Source organism: Flavobacterium aeripolare (assembly GCF_013294025.1).
Classification (GTDB): Bacteria; Bacteroidota; Bacteroidia; order Flavobacteriales; family Flavobacteriaceae; genus Flavobacterium.
Window position 1 is genome coordinate 182423 of sequence record NZ_JABSNL010000008.1, and the last position, 14096, is coordinate 196518.

Genomic DNA, 14096 nt, shown 5'->3' on the forward strand with positions numbered 1-14096 from the left:
CAGTGTCTACTTCGTAGTTTGTTTGATAAAAACTTCGGTAGCACCTTGACCATATTTTTGGTAATTGGCTTCTTTAAAATCAATATTATCATATCGTCCTAACATAAAATCCAATTCAGCTTTTAAAATCCCTTCGCCCACACCATGAATAAAAACAATCTTAGGGATGCGGTTTTTAATAGCAAATTCAATGTGTCTTTTTGCCGTATCAGACTGCAACGTTAGAATATCATAGTTTGACATACCTTGCTTGTTTTTAACGAGTTTTTCAATGTGTAAATCAAACTCTGGCACTATTCCTTCCCCACGATCTTTACGTTCTTTGACAAAACTTCTCGGTTTTGGGATCTCTTTTTCCTTTTTAATTTCATCTACATTGATTCTTTTAATAGAGTCCATTAAATTACTGGTATTGTTTACTTTAATCAATTCGTTGACTTTAAATGTCATCACAAATCCATCTTCAGTTTCGATGGTAACATCACTACCATTCACTGCTTGCACTACTCCATTGATGGCTTCATCAAGCACAGAAACACTATCTCCTTTATTCAACATCTTTATCTTCTTTTTCTTGATTTTTACTTGGCGTTTTTGCACTAAGCTGCATCATTCCAAACATGAAAACAACAATAGCAATAACGGTAATATAAACATTTGCACTGTTGCTTACTTGCTCATAAAAAGCAACAATGATTGCTATAATCATCAGCGGAATTAGTAACTTTTTCATATCTTTAATTATCAGTTTTCAAAAGTAAGAAATTAATAATAGTTCTGTTTATTTCTCAATATCTTTGTCACATCTATTTCAAATAGTTTCAATTTTAATTTATGGATTTAGAATCTTTCATGCTGCCTTGCCTCTTTAAAAAACTCACAGGATTTGATTGTATGGGTTGCGGTTTTCAGCGTGCTTTTTTTCTATTATTAGAAGGTAATATTTCAGATGCTTTTAAAATGTTCCCACCAGTTTTTACGAGTATCTTATTTTTAATTTCGCTTACTATTGGGATTTTCACTAGGTCATTTATCCCTCATAAACTCATTATATTTTTGGGTTTTCTAAACGCAATTATCATGCTTATCTCCTATTATTTTAAGTGATTTTCATTTTTTAAATTCCTACAAAATAGCCTTTGTTTTTGAGTTTAGTTTTTACAGTACATTTTGTTATTGTCTTTTCTATTTTCGAAAATAAATTTAAAAAAAACCACTGTACTTTTTAACCGCTTCCTGCTCTTTTTAAACCACTATTTCAGGAATGGCTTTCTTACTTTTTCAATTGAAATAGAGACCTGATTACTTAGAAAAAGTTATCTTTAAAGAAGCCACCGCAATATGATATTCAAAAAAAATTGAGCTCAAGTAAATCCGAATTATCATTCAAAATAAAACGTGCTTATTATAAAGATTCGTTAAAAAGGCTTGATCGAGCAATCACTAAGTCTGTATACAAGCGCTAATCCAAAATAGTTCAATATCTTTGTGAGTGTATCGATAGCGTTACTTGCTCTTTCTGTTTTCAACCAAATGGTATTCTCATGTGAGATTCCTTTTTGCGAAAGCGGAACAAGAAAATTTAATAAGTTGTCGATCTCCATTTACTACTAACAATTCAAAATCATAATCGTGACCAAAGAGCAGATTATTCAAAATATTAGTGCGCTTAAAAAGCATGCCCAAATTAGTTACGGAATCAAAACAAAAACAGAGGCTTTCACAGAGCAACTATTTTACACCCTGTTTGACAGCAACGCTGAACTACATGAAAGCATAGAAGAACTAGAACGTAGATTTAAAGAGATTTCGATAATAGCCTGCAAAAAACCCAGTGGCATTTGCGATTCGATTTGGGATCACTTTTTGGAGCAGCTTCCCGCCGTTTTACAAATGCTAAATGACGATGCGCAATACATTCTCGAGAATGATCCAGCATCAAACAGCATCGAGGAAGTATATCTGGCCTACCCTGGTTTTTATGCAATCGCAATTTATCGCCTGAGCCATGTGCTTTACAATCTTGATTTGCTATTATTCTCTAGATTGATGAGTGAGTATGCACACCGCATTACTGGAACTGACATTCATGCGGGCGCCCAAATCGCTTCGCCATTTTTTATTGATCACGCGACGGGTATTGTAATTGGAGAAACGACGGTAATTGCAAAATATGTAAAAATCTATCAAGGAGTTACCTTAGGAGCGCTAAGTGTAAGCAAGGAAATGAAAAACGCAAAAAGACATCCTACCGTAGAAGAAGGAGTTTGCATCTATGCCAATGCTACAATTTTAGGAGGCACAACAACAATAGGTGCTCATAGTGTCATAGGCGGAAATGCGTGGGTTACTAAAACGATTCCCGCTCGTTCTATGGTGTTGAACACCACAACAACTGAAGTTAAAATTAAAGAGATTAGATAATATGAAACCGCAAAGCATACTAGACCTCATTGGGAATACGCCCTTGATGGAAAGCGCCAACTTGGTTGCCAATAAAAACGTAAAACTATTACTTAAATTAGAAGGGAACAACCCTGGCGGAAGCGTAAAAGACCGAGCAGCTTACAACATGATTGCAGCTGCACTTGAAAGAGGCGATATTAAAAAAGGCGATAAACTGATTGAGGCCACTAGTGGAAACACTGGAATTGCTCTTGCTATGATCGCGCAATTAATGGGAATTGACATTGAACTAGTCCTTCCCGAAGATTCTACTAAGGAACGTACGCAAACGATGCGTGCATACGGTGCTACAGTTATTTTAACGCCTGCTAAGGAAGGAATTCTAGGTTCGCGTGACTATGCCGATAAAAAAGTTGCTGAAGGCGGATATGTCATGCTAAATCAATTTGCTAACGAAGATAACTGGAAAGCACATTATAAAACTACCGGTCCTGAGATTTGGAATGATACCGAAGGAACAGTGACGCATTTTGTCGCTGCAATGGGAACAACGGGTACCATAATGGGAACCTCAACATTTTTAAAAGAGCAAAACAGCGCTATTCAAATTGTGGGTGCACAACCTAGTGACGGATCTCAAATTCCTGGAATTAGAAAGTGGCCTCTGGAATACTTACCAAAGATTTTTGATGCATCAAAAGTAGATACAACCATCGAAGTCACTGAAGCAGAAGCACGAGCAATGACAAAGAGACTAGCTCTAGAAGAAGGTGTCTTTGCGGGGATGAGTAGTGGAGGATCTGTTGCTGCTGCATTAAAAATTGCAGAAACACTAGAGTCAGGAGTTATTGTAGCTATTATTTGTGATCGCGGAGACCGTTACCTATCATCTGACTTATTTGACTAAATTCTATTTGCATGATCAAAATTATAAGAACCACTCCAGAAAATGCTGATTTTCAAAAATTGATTGCACTTCTTGATATCGACATTCAAGAACGAGATGGTGAAGACCATGTTTTTTTTGCTCAATTCAATAAAACAGATAACATCAAAAATGCTATTGTAATCTACGACGACCAAATTGCGGTAGGATGCGGTGCTTTTAAATTTTACAAAGAAGATGTTGCCGAAATAAAAAGAATGTATGTCTATCCCAAAACTAGAGGAAAAGGTATTGCTTCAAAGATTTTAATCGAATTAGAATCTTGGGCAAGAGAAGAAAACTATACAAGTTGTATTCTAGAAACGGGTCATAAATATCCCGAAGCCGTTGCATTGTATAAGAAAAACGGATTTGCAATAACTGAAAATTATGGTCAATATATAGGCGTTGCTGATAGCATTTGCTTTCAAAAAGACCTATAAAAAATAAGGCGTTACTAGATTTTAGTAACGCCTTATTTTTTTATCGAATGCTAGCTTATTGTAAAGTAGCCGTAGATGATATTTTTGTATTTAGCAATTTTGAGATTGGGCAATTAGTTTCTGCCTTTGTAACTAATTCTTGAAAATCTGCATCGCTAATATCTTTTATCTTTGCTTGAACGGTCAAATGGGAACTGACAATACTTCCATCTTGAAAATCAATATCACATTTTGTTTCGATACTTTCTATTTCATGACCGGCTTCTGTAACGTAAGCACTCAATTGCATTGTAAAACAACCCGAATGCGCTGCAGCAATTAATTCTTCAGGATTTGTTCCCACTCCATTTTCAAAACGAGTCCCAAAAGAATATTGTGCATTATCTAGTGTTGTACTTTGTGTCGATATTTTTCCTGCGCCCTCTTTAAGAGAACCTTGCCAAACGGCAGTTGCATTTCTTTTCATAATTATTCTAGTTTTAAGTTACCCAAATTTAAGATTTTAAAACGCAGCTGCTTATGATGATCATTTATTTAACTTAAATTTAAAAGATAAAACAACAACGGTTTTTTCAACCTTACTTTTTTTTCGAAAAGGAGAGCCGTTTTTATTTGTATCGAAAGCAGTATTTTTACATTCGATAATTACGCTCAGCATAAACGAAACAAATTATCAAATGAAAGCAATCAAGATATTCTGCGGAATAGCAGTAGCACTAATAACTATGGGACAAAAAGGATACGCACAAGACTGGGCAAACTTAAATAAATATAAAACTGAAAACGAAAGGCTTATTGCAAAACCTACTAGCAATTCAGTAGTTTTTATGGGCGATTCTATCACCGAATTTTGGAGTAGAGAGTCGGCAGAATTTTTTCAGGAACAGCATTACATCAATCGCGGCATTAGCGGACAAACGACTTCACAAATGCTATTGCGGTTTAGATCTGATGTGATTGCGCTCCAGCCTGCAGTTGTTGTAATTCTAGCGGGTATCAATGACATTGCCGAAAATACAGGACCTATAGCACTCCCTACGATAGCAGCAAACATTGCTTCTATGGTAGATTTAGCTAAAGCCCATAATATTAAGGTGATCTTATGTTCAGTATTGCCAGCAGCTTCATTTAATTGGAATAAGAAAATCGAACCTGCTATGAAGGTAATGGCGTTAAATGATCTCTTGATGAATTACGCTGATGCGAATGGAATTGCTTATGTAGACTATTTTTCTGCATTGGTGGATGATAATAATGGATTGCCATTACAATATGCCGAAGATGGCGTGCATCCCAACCGTGCTGGATATAAGATTATGGAACCTATAGTACAACAGGCAATCAATCTTGCATTTATCCTAAAATAAAAAGAGCCCAATCGACTGCGATTGGGCTCCTCTTTAACTACTATATTCTAAAACGTTTATTTTACTACTGTAAAAATGATTTTAGAATCATCAAATACTCTTTGTGTCTGCTTTTTAAAATCTGCTTCCTTAGCATAGAAAATATTATCTACAAATGTTTGCGGGTTTAAGTCAATCAAAGGAAACCACGTACTTTGAATTTGTACCTGTATCTTATGCCCTTTTTTAAAGGTATGCATAACATCTTGTAACTTCAAGTTAACTGCTGTTTTTTGATTGGCTACAAATGGCTCTGGAGTTACAAAACTATTTCTAAAACGGCCGCGCATCACTTCACTGCGCACCATCATATGGTAGTTACTCATTTTTAAATAAGGAGCGATCTCGGCAGTTTCTGGTTCGTCAGCAGGAAAAACGTCAATTACTTTCACAATCCAATCAGAATCTGTTCCTGAAGTTGCTACTTGTAATTGTGCTAGAATATCTCCAGCAAGTGTCATATCATTATTTAAAACTGCTGTTTCATAAACAAGCACATCTGGACGTCTCGCTGCAAAACGCTGATCGTCGGTCATGTATTTACGAGGTGTGATTCCCCTTTGATTGATATCCTCTGTAAAGGGTACTGGCTTTTTAGGATCACTTATAAATTCGATAAAAGCATCGCCTTTACCTGTTTGTGCTGTTAATTTATTCTCGTTTAAAAACATCGTTTCCTTAGCGGCATTTTTTGGAGGCCAAACGTCGTATGTTTTCCAATCTTTGGCGCCAGTATCAAATACATAAGCCTCTGGTAACTTGTTCTCCCCTTTTCCATCATCTTTTAAGAAATGGTGAAAGAAGTTGGCTTCAATATTTTTTTGGTAAAAGCTAGATATACTATCACCAAATTTTATATTCCCAATAGTAGCAGTAGCCGTGTTTCTCGCCCAGTCACCATGACTCCATGGTCCCATAACAATAGTGTTGTAATTTTTGCTGCTTTTCTCTATTGCTTGATAGGTGTTTAAAGGCCCGTATAGATCTTCAGCATCAAACCAACCTCCTACTATCATCACTGCAGGCTTGATATCTTTCAAGTGTTGTAATATACCGCGTTTTTGCCAAAAATCATCGTAGCTAGAATGCTCCTTTAACTGTTGCCAGAATTCATTGTCTTTACCATAAAATTTATCTAAATTAGACAATGGTCCTGCATCTAGAAAAAATTGGTAATCGTCCTTTGTTCCTATATCTGGAAGTGTGTACCAAGACTTTGTTGTAGGCGCTGATTTTTGAATCCCGAATAACGGAGTTGCTTTCCAATAGCTTAACAAGTATGCTCCATTATGGTGAAAATCATCAAAAAAGAAATCACTAATACACGCTTGAGGCGAAACCGCTTTTAAAGCTGGGTGATTGCTTAACAATGAATAAGTAGAATAGAATCCAGGATATGAAATTCCCCACACTCCTACGTTTCCATTATTGTTAGCAACATTTTTAACTAACCAGTCAATGGTATCATAAGTATCTGAAGCTTCGTCTACTTGAGACTTCCCTTTTTTATTTGGAATATAAGCGCGCATGTTGTCATATAAGCCGTCGCTCATCCAGCGTCCGCGCACATCTTGATACACTACAATGTATCCTTCTTTCATCATTGTTTCGCTGGGTCCGATGCTTTTCTTGAATTCGTTTTCACCGTAAGGCGCGCAGCTATAAGGTGTGCGTTGCATAATGATGGGATATTTCTTTGAGGTGTCTTTCGGACTATAGATTGCCGTGAATAAAGTATTTCCGTCACGCATTTTAATGCTGACCTCTTTTTTAGTATAGTGCTCTCCCACCGTGCTAGGAGTATTGTCTTGAGCAAATACTCCAGCTGTAATTGCGAAAAACGCAATAAATAATAGTTTTTTCATGATCAATTGAGATAATAATAGAGATGTAAAGATATTTAGAATTATACGATAATAACTTACATAAGTACTGTTTTTCAAAAATATCACTAAAAGTGGGTATTGTAGGAATACTTTATTAGTTGTCAATTTGCGACTGAAGAAAATGGAAATCAAATTAGATATAATAGAAACATGTAGTATTGATAAATCAATATATTTGAAATTATTGTTAGTTCATTTTAATTACTACCGCATGTCGTCCTTTTGAATACTATAAAATTAAAAGTCGGAACAAGCCGAAAACAGACTTTAAACAGCAGTAGGCAAAATACAATTACATATATGATGATTAAAAAAATTACTATTATTGCCTTTACTGGAGTTTTATTTTTAACTAGTTGTGCAGGTCACCGTGGTTTAACTAACAACGTTAACAACCATACTACTGAAGTTGTTTTAAGTCAAAAAAACTTTAAAGTGGTAAAAACTGTAACGGGACAAGCAAGTGTTACCTACATTTTAGGAATTGGTGGATTGTCTAAAAATGCGTTAATTGCAGAGGCTAGAGCAATCATGCTTAAAGATGCAGAACTAGAAGGAAGTGCGAGAGCAATCATCAACGAAACTACAGAGGTAAAAGGATCAAGCTTTCCGTTTGTCGGTAAAAAACTTGTAACGGTTTCGGCGCAAGTAATTGAATTTACTGAGTAATCATAATACTTAACCTAGAACTGCATACTAAAAATGTGGTTCTAGGTTTTTTTTTAAAATTTCTTTAATGAGTAGACCATTCAAGCCACTTAATGAACTACAATTTTAAGCTATTAAAGAACTTTTCAGTTGTTAACTACTAATACGTCGATGTAATACTATTTTGTAGCTGTTAACATAGATCGGGATCTATTATTATAGTAAAGCAAGCGTCTTCTGCACCTCTATATTAAGCAGCATTTTTTGTTAACCAAATACAAATAAGCTCCTTACATGTTAAAAATATCCTAAACTGAAAACTAAACTTGTAACAAAATTCCTAAGTTGCCGTCTCTTAAACAAAACGCTCTTATGAAAAAACATTTACTCACTTTTCTATTTTCTGTTATACTAGTTCAAGTAGGCTTTGCACAAAGTCTTCGTGTAAAAATTATAGCCGCTGCTACAGGAGATCCCATTCCTTACGCGAATATCAACGTCAACGCCACGGAGAACTTGGTTTCAAACGGAGAGGGCTATTTTTCACTCTCAGAGACTTCCGGTCAAGATGCTACAGTGGTCATCGTTTCTTATTTGGGTTTTGTAAACCAGCAACTGACTGTGGGGCAATTAAAAAACCAAGAGCTAACAGTTAAAATGCTTCCCGCAATGTATGAGTTAGAAGACGTAGCTGTTTCCAACAAGAAAATTACTGCAGAGGAAATAATGGCAACAGTTCAAGCGAATTTAAAAATCAACTACGAAACTAGCGAGAAAGCCTTTAAAGACAAAACATTTCAAAGAACAACACAATATTTTAATCCATCAAAGATTGCAGTCGAAATAAACAAATCAAGTGGTTTTACTAAGGCAGCTCTCGAAAAAGTGAATAGTGATATCGAGGCGTATGCAAAAAAATTAATTATGAGTCCGCCTGTTTCTTATACTGATGTGCTAAGTAACTACTATTCGGTCAAGACTAAAAAAGGCGATAAGTTTGTTTTTAATTCGAAACTAGATGTCTTAAAAGCTACTATTTTAAAAAATGAAGGACAGTCGACTTCGCTAGAAGATCTAGAGAAAAAGGGTAAAGAACTAATGTTAAAACATTTAGATACGACTAAATTTTACCGTTTTAAAAGTGGGATCATAGGATCTCGAGACACGATATCGTTTAGCGAAGAATTTAACAGAAAGGCTAATAAAGATACACTTATAGCTAAGCAACTCGCTGGAGCAAAGAATAATCTATATAGGTTAATGAGAAAAGGAAATGTGCTAACAAATAAGCAACTTGATTTTATAAATAACCCTGATCGCTACACGTACACACTAGAAGGTACAACCTTTACTAATAAAAATGAATACGCTTATGTATTGACATTCAAACCTAGAAAAAGCAAAGCGAAGTTTGTAGGCAAACTATATGTGTCAGATGGTGACTTTGCGGTTTTAAGATCTGAATACGCACTCGATGATGGAGAAAGACTGGAAGGTTTTAATTTAAAGCTATTACTAGGTATAAAGATGAGCATGAATATTAGCAAAGGAACATTAATGTTTAGCAAGTCTAGTAGTGATGACAAATACTATTTGCAATACGCCGCTACCGAAGAAGGTGGATACTTTTATATCAACCGTCCTTTAAAATTAATTGAATTAGCTAAAGGCGAAAAAGACGTGCTAGCTCTTGATTTTAAAATGGAGACTACTTCTCGTACTAAAAATGAATACTTGAATATTTCGCACACGCTTATTGATGCTGCTACAGTAACAAGCTTTAAAGAGAAAGATTTTAAATATCAAACAATCTCGAAGTACGATCCTAAAATCTGGCAGTCTTACAATGCTATCGAACCTTTGCAAGAAATGAAGCAGTTCAAGACGATCAACTAATCTTTAACAGTTCTGATAACTAACAGCCATGATAAAAACATTTTTATTTATTCTAACTTATTTGTGTTGTATGTTGACCAACTTACACGCACAAAAAAAAACAGTATTACAGCACTGATGATTACAAACAAATTGATAGCCTTACTTTTATAAAAGATAAAGACAACTATTTCTACTATAAGGTAGAAGATGACTCGGTGGTGGTAAATCTTAAAGCACATAGAATAAAAAGAGGGGAACTAAATGTAGAACAGTATGATGCTATAAAGAAACTTTTAAATGCAGACGAACATTATTTTGACACCACTAAATTCATTGTAATTGATTTCTTTCCCGGTATAGATCGTTGCAATAGTTCAGGCGATAGAGCGGCAGTCATAGCGGATCATGAAGCGTATGCCGCTAAGATGGAAAACAGGAATGATGTGAAGCAGTTTTTTGTTTATCAAGAAAAAAAGGGAACGGAGATGTACGGCAATATTAAATGGCTGAAAGATACAGACCAAACGATACAAAAATCTTTTTTTATGCTACATTTTCCATGTAGCAGCATGGTGGTGATCGATCGATCTGGCAACTATTACTCCCATCGTGGAGAGCACAATCTAAATGAAGTTTTTACAATTATAAAAAACAACAAAAATTTCCAACCATAATTAGACTTTCCAATTTAAAAAGAGTGACATAATGGATTACGCATCACAACTGCAGCAAAATGTAAAAGCCTATTTTGAAAAATTAGATTTTGCAATAACAAACTTCAGCGCCGCGAGTGAAAGTCAAGAATACGAAGCTTGTTCGTTTCTATTAAACAACAAGAAGATTATCTACCGTCAAGCGAAAATTACGCCAACCAAATTAGGGCAATTCGTTACCATCTGGAAGAGAAATTCGGCTGGGATTACAACTCCTTTTGACGAAGAAGACGATTTTGATTATTTTGTAATTACCGTTATAGACAATGAAAAAATAGGACAATTTATTTTCCCAAAAATAGTGCTTAACGCCAAAGGAATTATAAGTCATAATAGTAAAGCAGGAAAAAGAGCGATGCGTGTTTATGTTCCATCGGATGTTGTTTTTAGCAAACAAGCAATACAAACTCAAAAATGGCAAGCTGATTACTTTTATGCATTAACAGAGGAGGATAGCGCAGTTATGGAGTATCTTAGAGAATTATTTTGAGTTATCCTACTTTATCTTTTTGTGAAGTATATTAGTAGATTAGAATTTAGGTCTACATCTATTTTCAATTTATCTACTCCATTTATTAGCACTGCGTATTAAAATTGACGTTTTTTAATAAATAATTACTGATTGCTCAAAAACTCAATAATAACCAACTCCCCTGCCCCTGATTGCAGTGAAAAACCCACAGTATTGCTGGCATTTTTAACCCTTGTTTGTAAAGAGCGACCGCAGGAAGCTCCTTTGCAAGCTTAGGGTTATTGCCAGCAATCCGAGGATTTGTAATGGGAAGCAGGATGAGGCTCGAATAAAAAACACTTCTTTTTGAAAATAATTTCTAATTTGAATTTATAAAAGTTTACAAACGCTTATTTTTGCGCCATGGGAAGAAAAAATACAGACAAGGTTGTCTTTCATCAAATAAAAGTCCTTGATGCAGGTGCAAAAGGCGTTTCGGTAGCAAAGGCTCCGGATGGTAAGGTAGTGTTTATACCAAATGTGGTACCAGGTGATGTGGTAGATGTGCAAACTTTCAAAAAGCGTAAGTCGTTTTATGAGGGGAAAGCAGTGCATTTTCACGAATTATCTGAGCATCGTGTTGAGCCAGTATGCCAACATTTTGGGGTATGTGGTGGTTGCAAATGGCAAAACATGAATTACACACAACAATTGTATTACAAGCAAAATGAGGTTTTAAACCACTTGCAGCGTATAGGTAAAATTGAATTACCAGACTTTGAACCTATTCTAGGGTCAGAGAAAAAATTCTTTTATAGAAATAAAATGGAGTTTTCGTTTTCTAACAGCCGTTGGTTAACCGAAGATGAGATAAGCAGCACAGAGGATTTAGGAAATAGAAATGCTTTAGGTTTTCATATTCCGAAAATGTGGGATAAAATCCTGGACATTAATAAATGTCACTTGCAAGAAGACCCTTCAAATGCGATTAGAAACGAAGTGAGAGATTTTGCTAACAAGCACGGCCTGACTTTCTTTAACCCTAGAGAACACTCAGGATTGTTGCGTACGCTTATGTTGCGTACTGCATCTACGGGTGAGATCATGGTATTGATTCAGTTTTTTGAAGATGATAAAGCAAATAGAGAATTGTTGTTAGATTACTTGTACGACAAATTCCCAGAGATTACGTCATTACAGTTTGTTATCAACAATAAAGCAAACGACACCTTATATGATACAAATATTCAATTGTATAAAGGTCGTGACTACATTCTAGAGGAAATGGAAGGATTAAAATTTAGTATTAATGCTAAATCATTCTACCAGACAAACTCTGATCAAGCCTACGAATTATACAAAATTACACGTGACTTTGCTGGTTTAACTGGTGAGGAAGTAGTGTATGATTTATATACTGGAACAGGTACTATTGCTCAATTTGTTTCTAAAAAAGCAAAAAAAGTAATTGGTGTCGAAAGTGTTCCTGACGCGATTAAAGATGCAAAAGCAAATGCAGTACGCAATGAAATCACAAATTGTGAGTTCTTTGTAGGAGATATGAAGGTTGTTTTTAACGATAGCTTTATTGCACAACACGGACAGCCTGATGTAATTATCACAGATCCACCTCGTGACGGAATGCACAAAGACGTAATTGAACAAATTATGAAAATTGCTCCTGCAAAAGTGGTTTATGTTAGTTGTAACTCAGCGACGCAAGCACGTGACTTAGCCTTAATGGATGAGAAATACAAAGTAACACGTGTGCGTCCTGTGGATATGTTTCCGCAAACGCATCACGTAGAAAATGTTGTTCTTCTAGAAAGAAGATAGAACGAAGCTAGTAACTAGTTAAAAGTAATTAATTTCAATTTTGTAGTAATTGCTTTTAACTGTTCACTAATCACTATAAAAAGATATGAAAAAAATAATTCTCCTGGTACTCGCTATTGCCTTCACTTTTTCTAGTTGTGAGAAAGACGATATATGTGATGCAAATACCATTACAACACCACGTTTAGTGATTTCGTTCTACGATATATCTAATTCGTCTGTGTTGAAAAATGTGACTAATTTATCGATTATCGAAGAGAACAAAACAGAGGCCGTTACTTTTAATTCGAGTACTTTAATTAACGGAAGCACGGTTTCGATTCCGTTGAAGACTGATGCTGATGTTACTAAATATCGTTTTATTTTATACTTTGGCAACACGACAACACCGGTGGCTAATGAGGACCAAATTCAATTTAACTATACCCGTGAGAATGTGTATGTTTCTAGAGCTTGTGGCTATAAAAGCGAATTCACATTAGACCCAGCAAATCCATTTGTACTTACTGATGGTGCTGCTGCAGATGAACAATGGATAAAATATGTTGCTGTAAAAACAAGTAAGATTACTAACGAAAATGAGACTCACCTTGAAATATATTTTTAGTATTTACTTCGTTCTTTCGGCCTGTATTTTATCAGCCCAAGAAACAGGTCCCAAAAAGATTGCTCCGGTAAAACCAAAAACTGAAGCTGCCCCTATTGTCCCTGCAAATGATTATGACGAGATAAGCAAAGCGCCTGTAAAAGCAAGCGATACCATAAACACTGTTCCTAAAATCAATCGTTATGGATTGCGTGTGGGTGTTGATGTGTACAAATTGACTCGCATGCTATATGACAAAGATTATAAAGGAATCGAATTTACAGGGGATTACCGCCTTTCTAAAAAATACTATGCCGCAGCAGAGCTAGGTAATGAAAACAAAACCACCGATGATGATCGCGTAAACTTTACTACAAAGGGAAGCTATGTTAAAGTAGGTTTTGATTACAATGCTTATGAAAACTGGCTGGACATGGAAAATATTATTTCGATAGGAATGCGTTATGGTTTTAGTTCGTTTAACCAACAGCTAAACAACTATAAAATCTATAATTCGACGCCTTACTTTGGTGAGATTCCAGAAATTAGTTCAGGACAAAAATTCAACGGACTTAGTGCTAGTTGGGTTGAGGTTGTAGCTGGTGTAAAAGCAAAAGTATTTAATAATGTATTTGTAGGTTTCAGTGTGCGTTTAAATACCTTAGTAAGTAATAAAAAACCAGACAATTTTGACAACTTATACATTCCTGGTTTCAATCGTACCTATGATGGAAGCTTTGGTGTTGGTTTCAACTACACCATATCTTACTTCATCCCTATTTATAAAAAGAAAATAGTTCCCGTAGTTATTCCTAAAAAGACACTACCTAAAAAATAAAGTATTACTTAAGGATCTTGTCTTTAGATTATAAACAAAAGCAGAAAATAAAAAGGAGCCAATTATACTAGTGATAATTG

Annotated in this window: 16 protein-coding genes; 12 read left to right on the plus strand and 4 right to left on the minus strand. The window is 35.3% G+C overall.

Annotated elements, in window-relative coordinates; genetic code table 11:
• Positions 1 to 6: 6 nt before the first annotated feature.
• Both HNQ00_RS10820 and HNQ00_RS10825 read right to left on the minus strand, forming a co-directional pair.
• Positions 7 to 558, minus strand: a complete 552-nt coding sequence (locus tag HNQ00_RS10820) for a Smr/MutS family protein (protein WP_173838520.1) — start codon at positions 556 to 558, stop codon at positions 7 to 9.
• A complete protein-coding gene (locus HNQ00_RS10825; RefSeq protein WP_173838521.1) occupies positions 548 to 733 on the minus strand; it encodes a hypothetical protein in 186 nt (61 codons plus the stop codon). Before HNQ00_RS10825 ends, HNQ00_RS10820 begins: the two co-directional genes overlap by 11 nt.
• 119 nt (positions 734 to 852) lie before the next feature.
• Between HNQ00_RS10825 and HNQ00_RS10830 the strand changes: the two genes are divergently transcribed.
• The 4 genes from HNQ00_RS10830 to HNQ00_RS10845 all read left to right on the plus strand — a co-directional run bounded on the left by HNQ00_RS10830 (position 853) and on the right by HNQ00_RS10845 (position 3774).
• Positions 853 to 1107, plus strand: coding sequence for a DUF2752 domain-containing protein (locus HNQ00_RS10830; protein ID WP_256434232.1), 255 nt, complete (start codon positions 853 to 855; stop codon positions 1105 to 1107).
• A 525-nt stretch (positions 1108 to 1632) separates the two neighbouring features.
• Positions 1633 to 2424, plus strand: a complete 792-nt coding sequence (gene epsC / locus HNQ00_RS10835) for a serine O-acetyltransferase EpsC (RefSeq protein WP_173838523.1) — start codon at positions 1633 to 1635, stop codon at positions 2422 to 2424.
• A gap of 1 nt (position 2425) precedes the next feature.
• On the plus strand, positions 2426 to 3313 hold the full coding sequence (cysM, locus tag HNQ00_RS10840) for a cysteine synthase CysM (protein ID WP_173838524.1): 888 nt from the start codon (positions 2426 to 2428) through the stop codon (positions 3311 to 3313).
• Between the two features lie 11 nt (positions 3314 to 3324).
• A complete protein-coding gene (locus tag HNQ00_RS10845) occupies positions 3325 to 3774 on the plus strand; it encodes a GNAT family N-acetyltransferase (protein WP_173838525.1) in 450 nt (149 codons plus the stop codon).
• A 55-nt stretch (positions 3775 to 3829) separates the two neighbouring features.
• On the opposite strand, the gene HNQ00_RS10850 is transcribed toward HNQ00_RS10845, so the two are convergent.
• Positions 3830 to 4240, minus strand: coding sequence for an OsmC family protein (locus tag HNQ00_RS10850; RefSeq protein ID WP_173838526.1), 411 nt, complete (start codon positions 4238 to 4240; stop codon positions 3830 to 3832).
• A gap of 211 nt (positions 4241 to 4451) precedes the next feature.
• On the opposite strand from HNQ00_RS10850, the gene HNQ00_RS10855 reads away from it, so the two are divergent.
• The gene (locus tag HNQ00_RS10855) at positions 4452 to 5141 is read left to right on the plus strand and encodes an SGNH/GDSL hydrolase family protein (RefSeq protein WP_173838527.1); all 690 of its coding nucleotides are present in this window, start codon (positions 4452 to 4454) and stop codon (positions 5139 to 5141) included.
• Between the two features lie 56 nt (positions 5142 to 5197).
• Here HNQ00_RS10855 and HNQ00_RS10860 read toward each other — a convergent pair whose 3' ends face one another.
• Positions 5198 to 7045 carry a CocE/NonD family hydrolase gene (locus tag HNQ00_RS10860; RefSeq protein ID WP_173838528.1) on the minus strand — a complete coding sequence of 616 codons (1848 nt, stop codon included), beginning with the start codon at positions 7043 to 7045 and terminating at the stop codon, positions 5198 to 5200.
• Between the two features lie 327 nt (positions 7046 to 7372).
• Here HNQ00_RS10860 and HNQ00_RS10865 point away from each other — a divergent pair, with 327 nt between their 5' ends.
• The 7 genes from HNQ00_RS10865 (at position 7373) to HNQ00_RS10895 (ending at position 14016) form a co-directional block, all read left to right on the plus strand.
• Entirely contained in the window at positions 7373 to 7735 is a 363-nt protein-coding gene (locus HNQ00_RS10865) for a DUF6567 family protein (protein ID WP_173838556.1), read from the plus strand.
• A 351-nt stretch (positions 7736 to 8086) separates the two neighbouring features.
• Entirely contained in the window at positions 8087 to 9610 is a 1524-nt protein-coding gene (locus tag HNQ00_RS10870; protein WP_173838529.1) for a carboxypeptidase-like regulatory domain-containing protein, read from the plus strand.
• Between the two features lie 197 nt (positions 9611 to 9807).
• A complete protein-coding gene (locus tag HNQ00_RS10875) occupies positions 9808 to 10266 on the plus strand; it encodes a hypothetical protein (protein WP_173838530.1) in 459 nt (152 codons plus the stop codon).
• A gap of 31 nt (positions 10267 to 10297) precedes the next feature.
• The gene (locus tag HNQ00_RS10880) at positions 10298 to 10795 is read left to right on the plus strand and encodes a MepB family protein (protein ID WP_173838531.1); all 498 of its coding nucleotides are present in this window, start codon (positions 10298 to 10300) and stop codon (positions 10793 to 10795) included.
• A 384-nt stretch (positions 10796 to 11179) separates the two neighbouring features.
• Entirely contained in the window at positions 11180 to 12592 is a 1413-nt protein-coding gene (gene rlmD, locus HNQ00_RS10885; RefSeq protein ID WP_173838532.1) for a 23S rRNA (uracil(1939)-C(5))-methyltransferase RlmD, read from the plus strand.
• A gap of 85 nt (positions 12593 to 12677) precedes the next feature.
• Entirely contained in the window at positions 12678 to 13199 is a 522-nt protein-coding gene (locus HNQ00_RS10890; RefSeq protein ID WP_173838533.1) for a DUF6452 family protein, read from the plus strand.
• A complete protein-coding gene (locus tag HNQ00_RS10895; RefSeq protein WP_173838534.1) occupies positions 13171 to 14016 on the plus strand; it encodes a DUF6048 family protein in 846 nt (281 codons plus the stop codon). The genes HNQ00_RS10890 and HNQ00_RS10895 overlap by 29 nt, the downstream gene beginning before the upstream one ends.
• The last annotated feature ends 80 nt before the right edge of the window (positions 14017 to 14096 follow it).